The 21,279-nt window shown below is 32.9% G+C and carries 23 protein-coding genes; 13 read left to right on the top strand and 10 right to left on the bottom strand.

From position 1 onward, the window contains the following. Positions 1-289 precede the first annotated feature (289 nt). Positions 290-847, bottom strand: coding sequence for a choline uptake/conversion transcriptional regulator CudC (gene cudC, locus SH09_RS07925; RefSeq protein WP_042739110.1), 558 nt, complete (start codon positions 845-847; stop codon positions 290-292). A gap of 294 nt (positions 848-1,141) precedes the next feature. Between cudC and SH09_RS07920 the strand changes: the two genes are divergently transcribed. Next, positions 1,142-2,146, top strand: coding sequence for a ThiF family adenylyltransferase (locus tag SH09_RS07920; protein WP_119199073.1), 1,005 nt, complete (start codon positions 1,142-1,144; stop codon positions 2,144-2,146). Positions 2,147-2,164: 18 nt separating this feature from the next. After that, positions 2,165-2,665, top strand: a complete 501-nt coding sequence (locus SH09_RS07915; protein ID WP_042739108.1) for a MogA/MoaB family molybdenum cofactor biosynthesis protein — start codon at positions 2,165-2,167, stop codon at positions 2,663-2,665. A 44-nt stretch (positions 2,666-2,709) separates the two neighbouring features. Here SH09_RS07915 and moaC read toward each other — a convergent pair whose 3' ends face one another. Then, the gene (moaC, locus tag SH09_RS07910) at positions 2,710-3,195 is read right to left on the bottom strand and encodes a cyclic pyranopterin monophosphate synthase MoaC (protein ID WP_042739107.1); all 486 of its coding nucleotides are present in this window, start codon (positions 3,193-3,195) and stop codon (positions 2,710-2,712) included. Positions 3,196-3,257: 62 nt separating this feature from the next. Here moaC and SH09_RS07905 point away from each other — a divergent pair, with 62 nt between their 5' ends. The 7 genes from SH09_RS07905 (at position 3,258) to SH09_RS07875 (ending at position 8,121) form a co-directional block, all read left to right on the top strand. Further along, positions 3,258-4,517: a molybdopterin molybdotransferase MoeA gene (locus SH09_RS07905; protein ID WP_042739106.1), complete on the top strand. Its 1,260-nt coding sequence runs from the start codon at positions 3,258-3,260 to the stop codon at positions 4,515-4,517. Then, entirely contained in the window at positions 4,514-4,999 is a 486-nt protein-coding gene (gene mobB, locus SH09_RS07900) for a molybdopterin-guanine dinucleotide biosynthesis protein B (protein WP_042739105.1), read from the top strand. Before SH09_RS07905 ends, mobB begins: the two co-directional genes overlap by 4 nt. 1 nt (position 5,000) lies before the next feature. Then, positions 5,001-5,447: a molybdenum cofactor biosynthesis protein MoaE gene (locus SH09_RS07895; protein WP_042739104.1), complete on the top strand. Its 447-nt coding sequence runs from the start codon at positions 5,001-5,003 to the stop codon at positions 5,445-5,447. Between the two features lie 3 nt (positions 5,448-5,450). Next, positions 5,451-5,684, top strand: coding sequence for a molybdopterin converting factor subunit 1 (gene moaD / locus SH09_RS07890; RefSeq protein ID WP_042739103.1), 234 nt, complete (start codon positions 5,451-5,453; stop codon positions 5,682-5,684). Between the two features lie 7 nt (positions 5,685-5,691). Next, complete coding sequence (gene mobA, locus SH09_RS07885) at positions 5,692-6,300, top strand: molybdenum cofactor guanylyltransferase MobA (RefSeq protein WP_042739102.1); 609 nt, start codon at positions 5,692-5,694, stop codon at positions 6,298-6,300. A 14-nt stretch (positions 6,301-6,314) separates the two neighbouring features. Further along, the gene (gene moaA / locus SH09_RS07880; protein ID WP_042739101.1) at positions 6,315-7,337 is read left to right on the top strand and encodes a GTP 3',8-cyclase MoaA; all 1,023 of its coding nucleotides are present in this window, start codon (positions 6,315-6,317) and stop codon (positions 7,335-7,337) included. A gap of 436 nt (positions 7,338-7,773) precedes the next feature. Further along, on the top strand, positions 7,774-8,121 hold the full coding sequence (locus SH09_RS07875; protein WP_042739100.1) for a SarA family transcriptional regulator: 348 nt from the start codon (positions 7,774-7,776) through the stop codon (positions 8,119-8,121). 119 nt (positions 8,122-8,240) lie between these two features. Here the strand turns inward: SH09_RS07875 and SH09_RS07870 are convergent, their stop codons facing one another. Beyond that, entirely contained in the window at positions 8,241-9,446 is a 1,206-nt protein-coding gene (locus tag SH09_RS07870; RefSeq protein WP_042739099.1) for an MFS transporter, read from the bottom strand. A 1-nt stretch (position 9,447) separates the two neighbouring features. Beyond that, positions 9,448-9,882 (bottom strand): MarR family winged helix-turn-helix transcriptional regulator, encoded by a 435-nt coding sequence (locus SH09_RS07865; protein ID WP_042739098.1) that lies wholly within the window; start codon positions 9,880-9,882, stop codon positions 9,448-9,450. Positions 9,883-10,105: 223 nt separating this feature from the next. On the opposite strand from SH09_RS07865, the gene SH09_RS07860 reads away from it, so the two are divergent. Next, the gene (locus SH09_RS07860; protein WP_042739097.1) at positions 10,106-10,867 is read left to right on the top strand and encodes a VOC family protein; all 762 of its coding nucleotides are present in this window, start codon (positions 10,106-10,108) and stop codon (positions 10,865-10,867) included. On the opposite strand, the gene SH09_RS16985 is transcribed toward SH09_RS07860, so the two are convergent. After that, positions 10,864-11,115, bottom strand: coding sequence for a hypothetical protein (locus SH09_RS16985; RefSeq protein ID WP_042739096.1), 252 nt, complete (start codon positions 11,113-11,115; stop codon positions 10,864-10,866). The two genes, SH09_RS07860 and SH09_RS16985, sit on opposite strands and share 4 nt — an antisense overlap. Positions 11,116-11,238: 123 nt before the next feature. Here SH09_RS16985 and SH09_RS07850 point away from each other — a divergent pair, with 123 nt between their 5' ends. Beyond that, positions 11,239-12,507, top strand: a complete 1,269-nt coding sequence (locus SH09_RS07850; protein WP_042739095.1) for a lipid II:glycine glycyltransferase FemX — start codon at positions 11,239-11,241, stop codon at positions 12,505-12,507. A gap of 247 nt (positions 12,508-12,754) precedes the next feature. Then, positions 12,755-15,904 carry an efflux RND transporter permease subunit gene (locus SH09_RS07845; RefSeq protein ID WP_042739094.1) on the top strand — a complete coding sequence of 1,050 codons (3,150 nt, stop codon included), beginning with the start codon at positions 12,755-12,757 and terminating at the stop codon, positions 15,902-15,904. 337 nt (positions 15,905-16,241) lie between these two features. Here the strand turns inward: SH09_RS07845 and mspA are convergent, their stop codons facing one another. After that, positions 16,242-16,559: a membrane stabilizing protein MspA gene (gene mspA / locus SH09_RS07840; RefSeq protein ID WP_042739093.1), complete on the bottom strand. Its 318-nt coding sequence runs from the start codon at positions 16,557-16,559 to the stop codon at positions 16,242-16,244. A 65-nt stretch (positions 16,560-16,624) separates the two neighbouring features. Next, positions 16,625-16,801, bottom strand: coding sequence for an SE1832 family protein (locus tag SH09_RS16870; RefSeq protein WP_162846334.1), 177 nt, complete (start codon positions 16,799-16,801; stop codon positions 16,625-16,627). Positions 16,802-16,957: 156 nt separating this feature from the next. On the opposite strand from SH09_RS16870, the gene SH09_RS07835 reads away from it, so the two are divergent. Then, positions 16,958-17,866 carry an AEC family transporter gene (locus SH09_RS07835; protein WP_042739092.1) on the top strand — a complete coding sequence of 303 codons (909 nt, stop codon included), beginning with the start codon at positions 16,958-16,960 and terminating at the stop codon, positions 17,864-17,866. A gap of 306 nt (positions 17,867-18,172) precedes the next feature. Here the strand turns inward: SH09_RS07835 and SH09_RS07830 are convergent, their stop codons facing one another. The 3 genes from SH09_RS07830 to SH09_RS07820 all read right to left on the bottom strand — a co-directional run bounded on the left by SH09_RS07830 (position 18,173) and on the right by SH09_RS07820 (position 21,169). Next, positions 18,173-18,964, bottom strand: coding sequence for a glucose 1-dehydrogenase (locus SH09_RS07830; RefSeq protein ID WP_042739091.1), 792 nt, complete (start codon positions 18,962-18,964; stop codon positions 18,173-18,175). A gap of 108 nt (positions 18,965-19,072) precedes the next feature. Then, positions 19,073-19,930 (bottom strand): RhaT/GlcU family sugar-proton symporter, encoded by an 858-nt coding sequence (locus SH09_RS07825; RefSeq protein ID WP_042739090.1) that lies wholly within the window; start codon positions 19,928-19,930, stop codon positions 19,073-19,075. A 366-nt stretch (positions 19,931-20,296) separates the two neighbouring features. After that, on the bottom strand, positions 20,297-21,169 hold the full coding sequence (locus tag SH09_RS07820) for a GNAT family N-acetyltransferase (protein ID WP_042739089.1): 873 nt from the start codon (positions 21,167-21,169) through the stop codon (positions 20,297-20,299). Positions 21,170-21,279 lie beyond the last annotated feature (110 nt).

Raw genomic sequence — 21,279 nt, 5'->3', positions numbered from 1 at the left:
GTTCCATATACACAGTAGATTGAATAATGAACGTGTATATATCGAGAAAATCGAAAAGCAGGATTAGATCATTTAAGCATCGTAGCTAATTAAGTGGCGTATGTTAAATAAAAAGTCGGTAACTGAAATTGTAAAAACTCAGTTGCCGACTTTTCTCTTGGGAAAATATTCCTGACAATATACTATTTAATTTCCATTTAAGTTATTCTAATTTATAAAAAACCACTATATAGCGTTTAGTATAGCTTTAAGGTTATGTGTCGAAAATCGAATTGTTAGATGTCAGTGTTTAATCTTGGTTGTTATCTGGAATTGGGAAGTAATCGAATATTTTACCAGATGCTAATGCTTTGCTAAGTGTTGAGAGCCAATCATAATAAACCTTTGAATGCTCAATCTGTTCTAAAACTTCATAGGCTTCTTCTTTTACTTCAGTAGTTGCTGTTTCCGAATGAATGATTGGATTAAGAATGGCTTCGGCTTTATGTATGGCTTCTAAATTAAGTTTGATTTCTCGTTTCCATTTTTGTGAAAAGAAATTTCCAAAAAAGGTGAAGAAATCTTTTTCGGCAGTAAAATGTTGTTTTCTACTCCCTCTAATAAATTCTTGTTTCACGCCGTCAAATTCTTGCAATCGTTTTACACCTGCACTCATGCTGGGTTTGCTCATTTGCAATTCATAACGCATTTCATCCAATGTCATACTTTTTTGCTCAAAAACCATCGTTCCATATAAATTACCTACACTTCTATTTACACCATATAAGTCCATTGTTTCACCAATAGAATTAATAACAATATCTTTTGCTTTTTCTAATTGCTCTTCATAGCCCTTTGAACGTGCCATTTATCCACCTCCATATCAAATCTTATATATTGTACCATGAACAGTATTTCGAAAGATATTCTTTAAAGTAAACAATTTAATACATTTTTAATTTTGTTATCTATAACACAAGCTAAAAGGTGTTGTAAGTGTGTCAAAGTATGGCAAATGACTGTTCACTGAATAAGTGAGTTATGCGACTATAATTGTATTAGGGAATTCACTTATTTTTATTTTATATAATTACTAAACGTTGTTACATTGAAGTGCAAGATTTATAATAGATACAATTGATGTGTAGAGGAGTTTATAATGGTGGATTTCGAACGTTATTCTAGGCAAATTTTATATAAGAATATTGGACAACAAGGTCAAGCACAGTTATTAAAGCAACATGTGCTGATTATAGGAATGGGTGCATTAGGAACACATTTAGCAGAAAGTTTAGTACGGACTGGTGTCGGTGAAATTACAATTGTAGACAGGGATTATATCGAATTTAGTAATTTGCAACGCCAGACTTTGTTTACAGAACAGGATGCTTCGTCATATATGCCTAAAGTGGTAGCCGCAAACAACCATCTTAAAGCAATTCGTTCTGATGTTGTGATTCATCAACACATTGCTCATGTCGATGCACGATTTTTAGAACTGCATGCAACACAAATTGATTTGATCTTAGATGCGACAGATAACTTTGAGACACGACAGCTCATAAATGACTTTGCATATTTAAATAAAGTGCCTTGGATTTATGGTGGTGTTGTACAAAGTACATATGTGGAAGCGCCTTTTATACCAGGTGAGACACCGTGCTTTAATTGCCTTGTTCCTAATATACCAACGATAAACATGACTTGTGATACGGTAGGCGTTATTCAACCAGCAGTGACAATGACGACGAGCTTACAGATGAGAGATGCGTTAAAGATTATCTTAGATGCGGAATTATCTCCTAAATTAACTTATGGTGATTTATGGGAAGGTACACATCATTCATTTGGCTTTGCCAAAATGAGTCGCTCAACTTGTCCTACTTGTGGTGAAAATCCAACATATCCATACTTGCATGCTACTAGTCGAGATTATGCGACTTTGTGTGGTAGAGACACAGTACAATATCAAAATAATAATATAACCCAGGAAATATTAGAATCATTTTTAATTAGAAATCATATTAACTATCAAAGTAACCCGTATATGATAAGGTTTAAATACAAAGAGCATCAAATCGTAAGTTTCAAAGGTGGACGAATGCTCATTCACGGAATGACTAACCCGAATGAGGCGAAAACCTTAATTAATCAATTATTTGGCTAACATAGGAGGAATTGCATTATGCATACGAATGTTAAGTTAAATCGACCAATTAAATGTGGTGTATTAACGATATCGGATACTAGAAATTATGATACGGATAAAGGTGGTAAATTAGTGCAAGCGTTGCTCTCTGAAATAGGTATCACAATTTCTACAGAATATTACAAAATTGTCAAAGATGACAAAATTGCTATAGAGTCTCAAATAGAGCATTGGTTAGCGACAGATTTAGACGTCATCATAACAACAGGTGGGACGGGCATTGCTCAAAGAGATGTAACAATCGAAGCGGTAAGTCCGTATTTAACAAAGCAGATCGAAGGATTTGGAGAATTGTTTAGATATTTAAGTTATGTCAAGGATGTAGGGACAAGGGCAATGTTGTCGAGGGCGATAGCAGGTGCGCACAATGATAAGTTGATTTTTTGCTTACCAGGTTCAACTGGTGCCGTGAAATTGGCAATAGAGGAACTAATTAAACCTGAAATTACACATTTGATTAAAGAACTAACAAAATAAAATACCTCGAACAATCAATTCGAGGTATGAACTGTTATATTAAATTACTGTTCGCGTTGAAAGTCACCGGATTTACCGCCTGTCTTGGTTAGCAAATAAGTCTCACCAATAATCATACCTTTGTCTAATGCTTTAGTCATATCATAAATCGTGAGTGCTGTAACAGAGGTAGCAGTGAGTGCTTCCATTTCTACGCCAGTCTTACCTGTGGTAGAAACAGTAGCTTGAATATTTAATGTATAATCGGCTTGGTTTTGTTGCCAATTAAATTGAATGTCAATGCCAGTCAATGGTAGAGGATGGCACATTGGAATGATAGTTGATGTTTGCTTTGCTGCCATGACACCTGCAATTTGTGCAGTGTTTAAGACATTCCCTTTATCATTCGTATGTTCGACAATTTGTGTGTGGATTTCTTCGTTTACTGTAATGCTAGAGTGTGCAGTAGCTGTACGTTTTGTGATTTTTTTGTCTGAAACGTCTACCATTTTAGCATTACCTTGCTCATTTATATGTGTAAATTGAGACACAGTTATCCCTCCTAAACATTTTTAGTATACCATGAAATTATAAGTTATAAGGAGTAGATCGTATGCCAGTAGAAAAGAGAACGCCTATCCCTGTAAGTGAGGCAATTAAACGTATTGTTAATGAAATTATATTAATGGATATCACAAATGTAAAATTATCTGAAAGCTTGAACTATATACTTGCCGAAGATATTGTTGCTACATACGATATACCGAGATTCGACAAGTCTCCTTATGATGGCTTTGCACTTAGAAGTATAGATACAACAAAGGCATCAGGAGATAACAGAATCTTCTTTAAAGTAATTGATCACATTGGAGCGGGAGCAGTATCTAACGAATCAGTAGGTGAACATGAGGCTGTACGTATAATGACAGGTGCTGCTATTCCTAAAGGCGCAGATGCTGTTGTTATGTTAGAGCAAACTACCGAATACGAGTCAGGATTTACGATTCGTAAGCAATTTGATGCTTTAGAAAATATTTCTATTAAGGGAGAAGAGACTAAGACGGGTGACATTGTCTTACAAAAAGGACAACGTATTAATGCTGGTGCCATCGCAGTATTAGCAACTTACGGCTATACAGAAGTGCCTGTTTATAATAAACCAAGCGTAGCTATTATTGCTACAGGTAGTGAATTGTTAGATGTCGGAGATGAATTAGAGCCTGGAAAAATCAGAAATTCTAATGGGCCTATGATTAGTGCATTAGCACAAAATCTTGGATTAACAATAGAAACTTATAAAATTCAACAGGACGATTTAGATACCAGTATAGAAACTGTTACAAATGCACTGCAACAGCACGATATTATTATCACTACAGGTGGTGTATCTGTTGGTGACTTCGATTATTTACCACAAATTTATCAACATTTAGAGGCAAAGGTCTTGTTTAACAAGGTTGCTATGAGACCTGGTAGTGTTACGACAGTTGCCGTAGCACAAGGGAAATATTTATTTGGGCTTTCAGGTAATCCTTCTGCTTGCTATACAGGCTTTGAGTTATTTGTGAGAACTGCTGTCTTAAAGATGACAGGGGCACAGGCAGTGTACCCACAAGTAGTTCGCGCAACGTTAATGGAAGACTTCACAAAACCGAACCCATTTACAAGATTTATACGTGCAACAACAACATTTGATGGTCACCAAATGACTGTTACGCCTTCAGGATTTAATAAATCTGGAGCTGTTGTAGCAATTGCTCATAGTAATGCCATGATAATGTTGCCAGGCGGGACTAGAGGTTATAAAAAAGGCTATACTGTTGACGTTATACTGACAGAATCTGACAGTAGAGAGTATGATTTAACATTATGATAATACAAATTGTTGGATATAAGAAATCAGGTAAAACGACATTAATGAGTCATACGATTCAACAGCTAAAGTTAAATAACTATACAGTTGTAACTATTAAACATCATGGTGGCGAACACGATAATCAATTACAGGATATTAAATTGCAAAGTGCAGAAGTTGATCATATGAAACATTTTGAAGCAGGTGCAGATCAAAGCATTGTCCAAGGTGTCAATTATCAACAAACAGTAAGTCGGAGTCCTAAGCAAACTTTGACTGAAATTATCAGAAAATCTGTTACAATAGACACTAACATTATATTGGTAGAAGGATACAAAGATGCTACTTTTCCTAAAGTAGTTGTCTATAGAGATACTGATGAATTAAAGCAGTTGAACCAACTTACCAATATTAAATATAGAATCAATTTAGATGATCAACAAGCATTAGCACAATATGATAAGTGGTTATTAGCGTATATACAAGAAGGAATGAAATAGAATGAAACAATTCGAAATTGTAACTCAACCTATCAAGACAGAACAATATCGGGAATTTGTGTTAAATGAAAAGCAAGGTGCTGTTGTAGTATTTACGGGGCATGTTCGTGAGTGGACAAAAGGTATTAGAACTGAATATCTTGAATATGAAGCGTATATACCAATGGCAGAGAAAAAATTAAAGCAAATTGGTGATGAAATTGAAGCGCAATGGCCAGGTACAATTACTGCGATTGTGCATAGAATTGGTCCATTAAATATTTCGGACATAGCAGTATTAATTAGTGTGTCATCACCACATAGAAAAGATGCATATGCAGCAAATGAATATGCAATTGAACGCATCAAAGCCATCGTGCCAATATGGAAGAAAGAAATCTGGGAAGATGGTGCACAATGGCAAGGTGACCAACGTGGTAAGCATGAAGATTCTGTAGGAAGGTGTTAAACGATGAGGGTACTTTATTTTGCAGAACTTAGGGAATTATTGGATAAGCACGATGAAGAAATTGATTTAAGTTATGATATTACTGTGAAATCATTTGTACAACATATCATAGAACGTTATCCAGAAATTGCAAAGGTGAAGTTTCAGATTGCAGTAAATGAAGAGTTTGTAAAGGATGACGACATTGTACAATCAAATGATACAGTCGCATTAATTCCACCAGTTAGCGGAGGTTAAGAGAGAAATGAAAGCAATTATACTTGCCGGAGGACAATCAGAGAGATTCGGTGAACCTAAAGCTTTTGCGGAGATTGATTCACAACCATTTTATCGTAGAATCATCGATGTATTAGAGGCTACGAATATGTTTAATCAAATTATTATTAGTACAAATGATCAGTTACAGGATAAATTTGACTATCCACATATTCTAGTAGATGAAGCACAACATAAAAATAAAGGGCCTTTGGCAGGTATTCATGCAGCTATGAAAACTTATCAAGAAGAAGAATTATTCTTCGTGATTTCGGTCGATACGCCTATGATTACTCAAAAGGCAGTAAGTAAGCTCTATCAATTTATGGTGGAACATTTAATTGATGACCAACTTGATGTCGCTGGTTTTAAAGAAGGTGAACAACCTATACCAACGATTGCATTTTATCATCCAAGGACTATGGAACAGATAGAAGCGGCCTTAACTTCTGACGATTACAGTCTGAAGCATGTTTATCATCAAGTCGTAACGGATTGGTTAGATGTTAATCAAATTGATTCGACTGAATATTGGTACAAAAATATAAACTATCAGCAAGATTTGGACTCTTTAAAGTTTCGTATATTGAATAGATAAGGAGGCCTGTGAATATGGTTGAACAAATAACTGATAAACTCGGTCGTCCTATTAGAGATTTAAGGTTGTCAGTTACTGACCGTTGCAATTTTAGATGTGATTATTGCATGCCTAAGGAAATTTTCGGTGATGATTTTGTCTTTTTACCTAAAGATGAATTATTAACGTTTGATGAGATGGTACGTATTGCTGCACTTTATACGCAGTTAGGTGTCAAAAAAATACGCATCACAGGTGGAGAACCGTTACTGAGACGTGATTTATATAAACTGATAGCTAAACTTAACGAACTTGAGGGCATTGAAGATATTGGTTTGACAACAAATGGATTGTTGCTTAAGAAACATGGTTTGAACTTGTATAATGCAGGGTTAAGACGTCTGAATATTAGTCTTGATGCAATAGATGATCAGGTGTTCCAAAGTATAAATAATAGAAACATTAAGGCGACTACCATTTTAGAACAAATTGACTATGCGCTGTCGATTGGTTTTCACATCAAAGTAAATGTAGTGATACAAAAAGGTGTGAATGATAATCAAATATTGCCAATGCTTGAATATTTTAAACACCGTAATATTGAAATAAGATTTATTGAATTTATGGATGTTGGTAATGATAATGGTTGGGATTTTAGTAAAGTAGTCACTAAAGATGAAATGTTATCTATGATTGAAAATGAGTTTGATATAGAGGCGGTAAAGCCTAAATACTATGGTGAAGTAGCAAAGTACTATAGACATAAAGATAACGGTGTACAATTTGGTTTGATTACAAGCGTGTCACAATCATTTTGTAGTACGTGTACACGTGCACGTTTATCATCCGATGGGAAATTTTATGGATGTTTATTTAGTGAAGTCGATGGGTTTGATGTCAAATCGCTTATGCGCTCAGGCGCCTCAGATGAAACACTATTAGATCAATTTAAAGCATTATGGAAAATAAGAGATAATCGGTATTCTGACGAACGTACTGAACAAACTGTAGCGAATCGTAAAAGAAATAAAATAAATATGAACTATATAGGTGGATAAGTATACACTTAATATTATTTATTTAAAACAATCACATAAGTGTCTAATTTAACTTTAATAGTTATAAATTAAAAGGAACATCTCCAATTAATACGAGGTGTTCCTGTTTTATTTTTTACTTAGTACTTTTAAAGGTGTGAAAGATGTCGCTCTACATACTTGAAAGTAAATACTTTATGGTAGATTCAATGTATTTACATGTTAAGTTTACATATTTTGTAATAATTTAAAATAACATTTATAGATTTTAGGTAATACAAAAATATTGTGATATGAATAATAGGGTATATAAATAGAATCCAATAGTAGAATTTAATTATTTATTTGAATTAAAATAATAGATTTATTGAAGAAAGTGTTATATAATATTTAAAAAGCTTATTCATTAAAAATAGCCATTAATACAACTAGAGAAGACAATGAGGAGGCACGCATTATGGAAAGTAAAGTATCTTATTTTATAACTTCCGAAAGGGCGTTAAGTCAATTAAAGCATTGGTTAAAGTCAGTGCACGGTTTATCTATTGAAGAATTTGTGGTTTTATATAAAGTATACGAAGCCACAAAAATCAGTGGTAAGGAATTACGTGACACATTACATTTTGAAATGTTATGGGACACAAGTAAAATTGATGTGATAATTAGAAAAATTTATAAAAAGGAATTATTGTCAAAAGTACGATCTGAGACTGATGAGCGTCAGGTGTTCTATTACTATAATGAGACACAACATGAAGCGTTACATGACATTATTAAAGAAATTGAGCATATCAACGTTCCTTAATATAATAAGTTGAAAATTAATACATTAGACTTTAGTTTATATGCGGGATATTCACTAAAGTAAAAAACGAGGGTTATCGGTTTGAAAATTATCGATAACCCTCGTTTTTTGTTATTGAATTAATATGATTCCATGGCTTTTACTTTGCGACCATGTACTAAATAATAAATGATTAAGGTAATGATAACGACAACAGCCATGACACCGTATAGTTGAGCGTATGTCATAGTTGATGTAGCAAATCCAAGTACATATGGACCAAATCCTAATCCCAAATCTAATCCAATAAAGTAAGTAGAAGTGGCAATACCATATTTAGTCGGTGGTGATACCTTAATGGCAATTGCTTGCATACATGATGAAATATTACCATATCCTGCACCTAATAACAGACCAGCTAATACTAACATCCAGCCACTATGCGTTAAACTTAGTACTAAAAATGTTAAAAATAACAAAATGAACGAAGGATACGCTACTACATTTTCTGTTTTTTGATCCATTAATCGACCGGCAATGGGTCTAGTTATTAATGATGCTATGGCATAGAAAATAAAGAAGTAGCTTGCAAGTGAGACTAAATCAATTTCTTTAGCGAAAAATTGTAAAAATGTCAGAATAGATGAATATGTTAGGCCAGCTATTAACATAATAATGGCAACGGGTACTGCTTCTTTTGCAATATAGTTGCTAAGATTAAATCCTTTGCGCTTAGTCGTAGGTGTTAAAGTTTCATTAGTGATTTCAAACTTCACATTAACGAAGAAAGAAATAATAAAGCTGACAATACCACAAATTAAACAAATAAAGAATAATAGTTTGATTGGAAAACTATTGATTAATAATAAGCCAAAGAATGGTCCGATTGCAGCACCTATGACTAGGCTTAATGAGAACAAGCTAATACCTTCACTTTTTCTTTCGGAAGGTGTTACATACGCTGCAATTGTACCAGTTGCAGTAGTTGTAATACCTGTGGCAATACCATTAATTAATCTTGTGAACATTAAGAAAGACAATGAACCTTCAATAAAATAACAAAGCTGTGTGATTAAGAGAAAAGCTAGTCCTATTAATAATATACGCTTAGGACCAATTTTATTTACATATTTACCAGTAGCAAATCGACCGATAAGTGACCCAATGATAAATAATCCAGACACTAAACCAGCAACACTGTCAGAGGCATGATAAACTTCTTTCGTATAACTGGCAACGATAACGATTAACAAGTACATACATAAGTAGACTAAAAAGTTAGTGATAAAGTTAATATTAAAGCTTTTTGTCCAAATTGGTGTCTTTAAATTTGAACGATCAGACATGTTATGATTCCTCCATTTTATTAATTTGTTCGTGAATTAAGCGGATGGTGTGATATGTTTCAGCGAGTTGGTCTGCTGAAATACCTGCTTCTTTAATAATTTCATCCTGAATGCCTTCTATGCGTTCGCTCATTTGCGAGAATAATAATCTTCCATCGTCAGATAAGGATAGCTTTTTTTCTCTTTTATCTTTTCCTTGTTCGATGATGAGTAGAGATTTTTCTGAAAGAGCCTTTAGGATTTTTCGCGTAGTTGGCTTTTCTATAGCGCGTCGTTTCGAAATTTGAACTAACGTTGTAGGTGCATTTTGAGATATATCTTTTAACACGAGCCATTGAGCAGGAAAGAGTTCGAAGTCATCAAATACTGGTTGAAATAGTTTGATATAAGGTCGATAAACACCAGTTAATTGATTGAAAAGCAAAGTTGTATCCATATGATCCTCCCTAATAGTTAGCTAAGCTAACTTGTTTATAACAATTAATATTGTAAACCTATTCTTTAAATAAAGCAATACTAGATTATCTATAATTCAAGTAGGGTAATGAATAAACAATTGAAATTTATAACAATAAAAGACGACTGAATATTGTTTTGACGGGTAATAAAGCTTATTATTTGTTAAAATTAATAAGATATTAAAGGTTAGGGGATTGTCTATGAAAGAATTAAAGTTGGATCATATCATTCACTATATTCAACAGCTCAATGATTTTAAATATCCTGGTCACATTTTAAAATTAAATCAAGGTGGACAGCACGAACGATTAGGTACATTTAACAGATTAGCTTATTTGAATAATACTTATATTGAATTATTAGATGTAAATAAACCTGAAGTTTTGCAAAAAATAATTAAAACTGAAGAAGGACGTGTTTCATTTCCTTCAAAGATAGTACAAGATGACTATAAGCAAGGTTTAAAGACAATTGCATTTCAAACATCAGATATCGATCAAGTTAAAAGTGACTTGGAAGAAAAGGGTGTCGAGGTCATTGGCCCGGTAAATATGCAACGTGAAAATAAAAAGGGTCATAAAACAACATGGAGATTATTATATATTGCGGATCCTGATTATAGAGTTAAACCGCCATTTTTTATTCAATGGGATGAGATTGAAGAAGTTAGAAATAAAAAAATTGAACCATTTAAACAAAAAGAATTTACTGTTAAAGGAATCGTTATTAATAGTACAGAGCGTGCTCACACTGTTGAAAAGTGGTGTAAATGGTTTAACATGAAAATCGTAGATGAAACAGCAACTTATTCAGATCTAAAGTTGGAAAATGACCCAATCATCTATCGTATTAATGATGGACATTACTCAGGTTATAAAACGATTCAATTAACAGATAATAAAACAACTTCGTCATATACGTTGATTATTAGAGGTGCCAATTATCAATTTGAAGCTGATTAGTAGATATAAAGGTATACACTGTGCGCAATCAATGCTATATGAATGATTGAAACGAGAAGTGTAACGATTGTCAATATCGTGATATATCGATTGACGCGCAATAATAATAGAAAAATGGATAATACGAAACTAAGAAATGCTAAAATAATTCTAATACTTAAAAATGAAACTGTTAATGCTTGAGTTATATCATGAAATATAAAAATAATATTGATAATTAATAGTAAACTTAAAATAATAATACGCATTACCTTTACCTCTTTTTTAATTTTTAATATAGTATAGCAAATGAATGGTAAATATGTGAAAGAATGTTTGAAGCAATGTATAATACTTAATGTACTGTAATGATAAAGGAGACATCAGTTTTTATGGAAAAGATGAATATCACAAATCAAGAACATGATGCATTTGTAAAGGCTCACCCGCAAGGTGATTTATTACAATTGACAAAATGGGCAGAAACAAAAAAACTAACGGGTTGGTATTCAAGACGAGTCGCAGTTGGGGAAGCTGGAGAAATCGTTGGAGTTGCTCAACTATTATTTAAAAAAGTGCCCAAACTACCATTTACGTTATGTTATATCTCGAGAGGCTTTGTAACTGATTATAGTAATAAATTAGCATTAGAAACATTATTAGAAGCCACTATGCAAATTGCTAAAGAAGAAAAAGCCTATGCAATTAAAATTGATCCAGATGTTGAAGTTGAACATGGAACTGAAGCTTTAACAAATCTAAGGGCATTAGGCTTTAAGCATAAAGGCTTTAAAGAAGGTTTATCTAAAGATTATATTCAACCTCGCATGACGATGATTACGCCAATCGACAAGACTGATGAAGAATTAATTCAAAGTTTTGAAAGACGAAACCGTTCTAAAGTAAGATTGGCTTTAAAACGAGGTACCACTGTTGAACGTTCAAATCGCGAAGGTTTGAAGACATTTAGTAATTTAATGAAGATTACAGGTGAAAGAGATGGCTTCTTAACGCGAGATATAAGTTATTTTGAAAATATTTATGATGCGTTACATCCAGATGGCGATGCTGAGTTATTCTTAGTGAAATTGGAACCTAAACCTGTATTAAAGGAATTACGTGAAGAATTAGCAGGTATTGAAGCAGAAAAAGTAAAATTAAGTGAGAAAAAGCAAGATAAAAAAACATTAAATAAAATCAATGATGCTGATAATAAGATAGCAAAAACAACGGAACTTATTACAGAAATGGAAGGCTTGGAAGCTAGTCATCCAGACGGCATTTATTTATCTGGTGCCTTACTTATGTTTGCAGGTAAAAAATCTTATTATTTATATGGTGCATCTTCGAATGATTATAGAGACTTTTTACCTAATCACCATATGCAATTTGCTATGATGCAATATGCAAGAGAAAATGGTGCAACTTCTTATGACTTTGGTGGAACTGATAATAATCCAGATAAAGATTCATCACATTATGGTTTGTGGACCTTTAAAAAAGTATGGGGAACATACTTAAGTGAAAAAGTCGGCGAATTTGACTATGTGTTAAACAAGCCACTTTACCAAGTCATTGAAAATGTTAAACCTAAATTAACCAAAGCAAAAATTAATATTTCAAGAAAATTAAAGCAAAAATTAATATTTCAAGAAAATTAAAGCGAAAATAATATAGCAAATGATAAAAATAATCCCTAGCGATTTGAAACAATACATTAGTTTAAGCAATTGTTCTTACAATGTAGCGTTATCAAATATGTTAGGGATTTTGTTATGTTGAAAAATAAATAGTAGCAGTTAAGAAAGATTGATAATCTTTTTAAAATAATTTAGTAAAGCTATATTGCATCCTGTGATATTGTGGTAAATTGATGTTGTTAGTGAAAAAATGAGAGGAGCTATGGGAATGATAAAGAAGATGCTAAAGTTCTCGCTAGGGAATAAATTTGCAATCTTTTTAATGGTGTTACTCGTTATTCTAGGCGGGCTTTATTCAAGCTTTAAAATGAAACTTGAATTATTGCCGGATGTTGAAACACCAATGATTACAGTTCAAACAACTATGCCGGGTGCAACACCAGAGACAACTAAAACTGAAATTAGTGATAAGATTGACGAACAAATTCGATCGATGGCCGATGTGAAAAATGTTAGTGCGCAATCCATACAGAATGCATCGATTGTTTCTGTTGAATACAGAGAAGGTACTGACTTAGACAGTGCTGAAAATAAATTAAAAAAAGAACTAGATAAGATCAAATTTGGGGAAAATGTTGAGGAACCAGAACTAAAAAGACAAACGATGAATGCTTTTCCAATCGTTGCGTATTCTTTTACTTCTAAAGACAATGATTTAAAAAGTACGACGAAAAAATTAGAACAGCAATTATTACCTAAATTGCAAACCATTGATGGTGTACAGAACGCACAATTAAATGGGCAAACAACACGTGAAGTAACAATTAAATTTAAACAAAGCGCATTAGAAAAAAGTGGTTTGACAGCGGATAGTGCACAACAATACATAAAGAGTGCTACAAGTGAAACACCACTGGGATTATTTCAATTTGATGATAAAGAGAAATCGATTGTCATTGATGGACAATTTAATTCTGTCGATGGACTAAAAAATTTAGAAATACCATTATCTGCAGCAAGTGCAACATCTGGGAATGGCGATGACCAAAGTAATGCGTCAGCTAGTGGACAGGATGCTATGACAGGGACTTCTGCTACTAACACGAGTCAATCAACTAAAATACCATCAGTTAAATTAGCAGATATTGCTAGTGTTTCTATTGGTGATGAAAGAAAATCAATTTCTAAAACGAATGGTAAAAATGCAGTTAATGTCCAAGTGATTAAAGCACAGGATGCAAACACAGTTCAAGTAGCTAAAGATACTAAGAAAGAGATCGACAAATTCGTTAAAGCCAATCCTGAATTAAAAGATACAAAAGTTATGGATACGGCTAAACCGATTGAAGACGCGATTAATACAATGATTGAAAAGGCAATCTTAGGTACAATTTTTGCTATCATCATTATCCTACTCTTCTTGAGAAATATTAGAACAACGGCTATATCAGTAGTATCTATACCGATGTCGATTCTAATTGCTATGGTAGCATTGAAATTATGCAATGTATCATTAAATATACTTACATTAGGTGCCTTAACTGTAGCGATAGGACGTGTTATTGATGATTCTATCGTCGTGGTTGAAAATATCTATCGTAGATTATCAGATAAAGGTGAGGCATTAGTAGGGGATAGTTTAATTATAGATGCAACGAGAGAAGTATTTAAACCAATTATGTCATCCACTATTGTGACAATCGTTGTCTTCTTACCATTAGCATTTGTATCAGGGTCAGTAGGTCAGATGTTTAGACCGTTTGCCTTAGCGATTGCCTTTAGTTTACTTGCATCGCTACTGGTCTCAATTACGATAGTACCTGCATTAAGTGCTAGTTTATTTAAAAAGGGTATTAAACATCCACGTACTGAAAATTTAGGTATTGTAAGTAAGCAATATCAACGTATACTCAAATGGTCGCTCAATCATAAATGGATTGTCATTATTGTAAGTACAGTGTTATTAATTTTTAGTATAGGATTAGGTGCTGCCAAATTAGGTACGAGCTTTATTTCTACTGGTGAAGATAAATATATGGCATTGACATACACTCCAAAACCAGGTGAAACAAAGCAAAGTGTTTTAAAACATGCAGAGAAAGTGCAAAATTATTTGAATGATAAGGATAAAGTTAAAACTGTACAATATTCAGTAGGTGGAGAAACACCAACTGATCCAACGGGCAGTTCAAATAGCCTGGCACTAATGGTTGAGTATGATTCTGACACACCTCATTTTGATGAAGAACCTGATAAAGTGTTAAACCATATCAAACGTTACCATCATCCTGGTGAATGGTCTAATCAAGACATGGGTACAGGTGGAACGAATAACAAATTGGAAATTACTGTGACAGGTCCGTCATTGGATGCAATTAAAGGTACTGTGAAATCAATAGAACGTGAAATGGAACATACAAAAGGCCTAGCAAATGTAAAATCTGATTTGATAGAGACTTATGAGCAATACAATGTCAAAGTAGATCAGAATAAAGCAAGTGAGAACGGATTATCTGCATCACAATTAGCTATGACTTTAAGTCAGAATGCACCAGAGCAAGCAATAACAAAAGTAAAAGAAAATGGTAAATCAGTTGATGTAAAAGTGAAGAAAGATAAAGAAACACATTGGACAAAAGAAAAATTAGAAAAGACCGAGCTTCAAACTCCAACTGGAAAGACAATTCAATTAAGTGATATCGCAAGTTTAGAGAAATCATCTACACCTAATAAAATTGAGACCAAAGCAGGAGATTATGCGACAAAAGTTTCAGCTAAAGTTACACAAAGTGATGTTGGAACAGTGTCTCAAAAAGTATTGTCTAAGGTTGATAAATTAGACAAACCAAATAATGTAAAAACGAGTGTTGGTGGTGCGAACGAAGATATTTCAAATGCAATTATTCAACTTTCTGTTGCTATGTTAGCAGCAATTATCATTGTGTATTTGGTTCTAGTGTTAACATTTAAAGGTGGTTTAGCACCATTTGCAATTTTGTTCTCACTACCATATACAATTATAGGTGTTGTTATAGCACTTGTTATAACAGGAGAAACAATTTCTGTTCCAAGTATGATTGGTATGTTGATGTTAATAGGTATTGTTGTAACCAATGCCATTGTACTAATTGACAGAGTGATTAATAAGCAACATGAAGGCTTAGATATGAAAGCAGCTTTAATTGAAGCGGGGGCAACACGTATTAGACCAATATTAATGACAGCATTAGCTACAATTGCAGCTTTAATACCAATGCTGTTTGGTGAAAATAGTTCAATACTTATTTCGAAAGCAATGGCGGCGACTGTAGTTGGCGGATTAATTTCTTCGACTGTATTAACGTTAATCGTCGTACCTGTTATTTATGAACTTTTATTTACAATGAAAAATAAACTATTTAAACATCGAAAATCATAAAGAAAATAATTCTAGCTTATGCACTCATTTATAAAACGAAGTGCCTTCTAGCTAATATGAATAAAAGGCAATTTCTATCTTACTGTGATAGGAATTGTCTTTTTTGCTGCATAGATGTACAGCATTTTTGAATAACAATGATATGGACGTTAAATTATTGAAGGTTAGTGATTAATGGTTAAAAGGGAATGCTATGTTAGTAATTGAAATGTATGTGTAAACTAATATCGCTAGCTAGAAAAGGCTAAACAAATGCCCCAAATGAAATTTATAGTTCCATTTTGGGGCATTGTTATAAGTATGATGTTCTAAACACTGCTGAAGTACTCAAATCACTTTAGTAAAGTACAAGTGTTAAGATGACATAAATTATGATTAAACCAAGGCTAATCATATTTAATATTTGAATTGCTTTTTTATCTTGCTTTAAATGTTTAAATGCAGTAATTTCAACATTACCAACGATTAGTAATAATAATATAAATACCCACCAGTTAACTGCAGGGAAGGATAATGTTGTGATTGCAACTACAAATAATAATAATAGTGCCATAATTATACGTAAAATGCGTGTAATAATTGTATCCATCTTAAATATACTTATGTAACTAACTATTAAATAGAGTATTGGTAAAAATATCAGATAAAGTTGCATTAAATAACATCCTTTCTATAATTCGCTATTAATCTTAGCATGTTAAAAATATATTTACTAGGATATTATTTATCTTCTTTTTGACTAATTTCTGAACGGACAGTAGCTATTTCATGCTCTAGTTCATCTAATTGCTTTAATAACGGATCGGTTTGTTGATTTACTGATTCGCGTTTTTCTAAATCACCTTGTAAACGAACATAGTCATGTTTAAGTTCAATAAGTTTTTGATTTAAATCCATATATAATAAACTCCTTTAAGCTACTAATTTAAAAAATGAAAATCACATAAAGTATAACATGAAACTGAAAGCTTCTAAAATCACCAAAATGTATGTTAAAGTATGAAAATAGATTGTAAATTATATTTGAAAAAATAAAATGAAAGAAGGATTATTGTGACGCAACAATTTATCATAATCATTTTACTGATTGCTTTAGGTTACACCCTTAAGAGAATTAATTACTTTAAGGCGAATGATAGCCAAGTATTCTCTACACTCGTCCTTAATGTCACGCTTCCTTCTTTGGTTATTGTAAACTTAAATAAAGCAGATTTAGATGTGTCATTATCAATTTTACCTATTATGATGATTGCTTATGGCATCATTGCAAAGATTATTGTAGTATGGTTCTTTTTAAAATACGATAACCATGTAAGAGGCGCAACTGGTATGATGATGGCCTCTTTAAATATTGGGCTATTTGCTTATCCACTAGTCGAAGCGATTTGGCCTGAATCTGGAATGATTTATTTTGGTATGGCCGACATCGGTGGGGCAATTATTATGTTTGGCGTAACGTACTTTGTTGGTAGTTACTTTAGTAGTGGTGGAGATAGCTTTGATTTTAAATATTTAGGTAAGAATTTACTACGCTCTGTACCATTGATGACCTATATTATTATGTTTATCTTGAACATGGCGAATATTCATTTTCCTAAACCTGTAATTGACTTTTTCACAGTATTATCAGGCGCGAATATGCCATTGTCCATGATATTACTTGGTTTGATGTTGAATTTTAGTATAGATAGACGATTTTTGCCAATTGCTTTGAAATATATTGGTATCCATTACGGTCTAGGTATTATTGCAGGATTGTTAGTACATTTCTTCCTACCAGTGAGTGATAATATGGTGAAGACAACACTACAAGTGGCTTGGTTATTACCTGTAGGTGTTGCAATTATTCCATATTCTATACAGTTTAAGTATAAGACTTTACCATTAGTTGGAATGGTTACTAATTTAACAATAGTTATAAGTATTGTAATACTGTATATCTATCAAGCTATCTTTGTGTAACGGAAATTCTAGATGAAAATGATGGTGTAATGCGAATAGGAGTACATGAGACAAATGAGCTGTAATGATATTTGTAGTTAGAAACTATGAGATCATTTAGCTCATTTTTATTGTATTGGAGATATTATAGATTTAACTAGTCTATTTATGTGAATGTTAAAAAAGTATATTCATTTTGAGCATATAAAAAAGCGAGTGAAATTAATAGGTTTCACTCGCTTAATTTAGTGGTTTACAGTTGCCAATGTTTGAATAATAACAAAGGATTTGTTAAACCACATCATAGTATATAGAAGTTAATGATGATTAACCTTTACCACCCATAAATGCAGGGTAGTTAGTCATACCACCATCAACATAAATTGTTGTTCCGTGAATATAACTTGCTAAATCTGAAGCTAAGAATAAAGCAACGTTTGCTACTTGATCAGCTTCACCAATTTCTTTAGCAGGAATCATTTCAAGTGTTTCTGCACGTGTAGTTGGGTCAGAGAATTTTTCTCTAGTGTGCTCTGTTACAATTGCCCCTGGTGAGATGTTGTTAATTCTAATGCCGTATTGCGCGTATTCCATAGACATTGTTTCCATCATTAATTTTAATCCGCCTTTACTAGCTGCATAGTTAGCATAGTTTGGCCATGGAATTGTATCATGAACACTTGAAGTGTTTAAAATAACACCTTTTTTATCTTCTTTGAAGAATTGATTAACAGCAGCTTTTGATCCAATGAAAGCACCAGTTAAGTTAATGTCGATAACTTTTTGCCATTCTTCTAAAGGCATTTCATGTGTTGGAATTGGTTTTTCGAAACCAGCGTTATTGATCATAATATCAAGCGTACCAAATGTGTCTACTGCAGTTTGTACTAAACGATTAACGTCAGCTTCAACAGAAACGTCCGCTTGAACTTTAATAGCTTGGCCACCAGCTTCTTCAATTAACTTAATTGATTGATCAACATCTTCTACGTGGTGTTCTGAGCGGTAGTTCATAACTACTTTTGCTTCTGCTTTACCAAATGCTTCTGCGAATGATTTACCAATCCCGCTACCAGCACCAGTGATTACAACAACTTTATCTTTTAAATCTGTGAACATAATTTTGACTCCTCCTAGTAAAATATCATGCGCTCATCAAATGACAAGTGCATTCGTCCCAATGAGACATAATACGCCTGCATTAAAACATTAGTCTAGTAATTGAACTTAACCTTTTAAATTTCCTAATACAAAGGCTGCAATAATAATAAGTACAATACCAGCCCAGATACCAATCATTTGACGCTTATCTTTGCGTTCGCCTAACAAGAAGATACCTCCAAGTGTTGAGACGATTACAAGTAATTGTGAAAATGAGAAACTAGTTGCTACACCAACTTTAGGTTGTGAATAGAACATAAATAGGTTACCTATACCCCAAACGACACCCGGTATTAAGTTCCATACAGTACTTTTAATTGATGTTTCATGTTTCATTGATAAGATAAGTCCACCAATCGCCATACCGATTGATTGGAAGAATAATGCGCTTGTTCCATCGACACCAAAGATTTGTGCTATAACGACGTAAACAACATAACCAACCGTTGAAATTAATAAGATTGGCATTGCTTTGCCGAAATTGCTATTACTTTCAGAAGCTTCGTTTTTACCTTTGATAGATGTTAATGTAATACCTACCACAAGTAGAACCATTGCTACAAGACCTAAAATGACTTGAGTACTTGTGCTCCATTCTCCTAGGAAAATAGCACTAAATAACGTTGTACCAACCAATTGTAAACCTGTTGAAATTGGCATTGTTTTTGAAACACCAATTAAACTTACTGATTTCAATTGGTAACCTTGACCTAGTGCCCAGAAAGCACCAGAGATCAATCCGACAATAATTACAGTAATGTCATCAAATTTTGCATTACCAGTTAGTAATAAGATAATACCAATAATTAATGCACCGAATGTTGTACCTCTAATTTGGTTATAAGGTCCTCCACCGACAAATACATTAATTAATACTACACTACCCCAAAATAGCGCAGGTAATAAGGCAATTAATAAATCCATACTACACTCACTCTTTCTATATTTATTTTTACTTTCCTTCCCCAATAAAAACAACCATTAAAATTGTCTCCAAGAATACATTCTAAATGAAAACTTTAATATAGTAAAAACATGTGTTTAAAAATAAAAGTAAAATTACATTTAAATTTCTAAAAGTTTCATTTCAGAAGGATAATAATACACAAAAAAAGAGCGAGATAGAAATCTTGTTTTGCTAAATAGATTTCATTATCCCGCTCTAAGGAATGAATATATGTTGGTACGTTGACGAATACAAGTATTTATTTCATTTCGATATTACTAGTTATAGCACTTTACACAATGGTAGGCGTAGCTAGATTTAAATTTAGTCTATAACTTCAAGTGCTATTCAATATGACTTGCTACATATTTAAATTTTCTATATTCATAATTTATATTAAAACCAAGTTCATTAAATCGTTCAACTAAGGTATTATTTTTGCTACGAATTTTAAAGTAAATCTTGTTTATATCGTAATGCGTAAATGCATAGTGGAGCGCATGTGATAATAAATCAAAGGCAATCCCCATCAGTCGATAGTCACTGTGTGATGAAAAATATTTAATTTCAGCATTATGATTACCTTCGAATACTTGTAAATAGAGATAACCTTTTAACAAGCCTTCAGACATAAAGATAAACAAACGATTATTGTCATCCAATGAGTCTATAATTTCATCTGCAGTCATTACATCATGTTTAAATGTCCGCTGATGTAACTTTGCGAATGCACGGTAATATGCTGGTTTATACTCAGTGATGTTTTGTGCATGTTCAATTTCTCCAACATCCTGTGATGTGATTAAATGATAATCTGTAAAGCTATAAGATGCTTGAATGTGTTTCATAAACTTACTATAGTTTTGCTCGTTTTCTTCAAATGAAAAGTTAAAGTTTGCAGTGTCTGGTTTGCTATTGGCTAATGTAATAAATAAGTCGTGGTACATTTGTAAATCTGGCGTTGTATTATGCTTTATAAATGGACCTAATACTTTATATTTATTCTCCTCATATTTAAAAGCAAGTATGAGCATGATGATCTCGTTGTTATCGTCTAAATGAGCATAGACACCTGGATCTTCAATTGCTTCTTCAATCTGTGCTTTGATTGCCTCTCTTGCTTGAGGAAGTTTATACAAATAAGAAGCCGAGTGATAGTCTGCATCATTTATAAAACTTGTAATTTGGTCATAATCATTTAGTTTGATCGTTTTCATATAGCTACCTCCGTCAGATGAACTATTTCCTTAATTATAAGAATTTTTTATGTTAAATGGAAGTTATGATGTATTATATACGTGTTACAATAGATAAGATATTGATTTTT

Source organism: Staphylococcus gallinarum, from assembly GCF_000875895.1.
Classification (GTDB): domain Bacteria; phylum Bacillota; class Bacilli; order Staphylococcales; family Staphylococcaceae; genus Staphylococcus; species Staphylococcus gallinarum.
The sequence above is the reverse complement of the archived record's forward strand: the minus strand, read 5'-3'. Positions and strand labels throughout refer to the sequence as shown.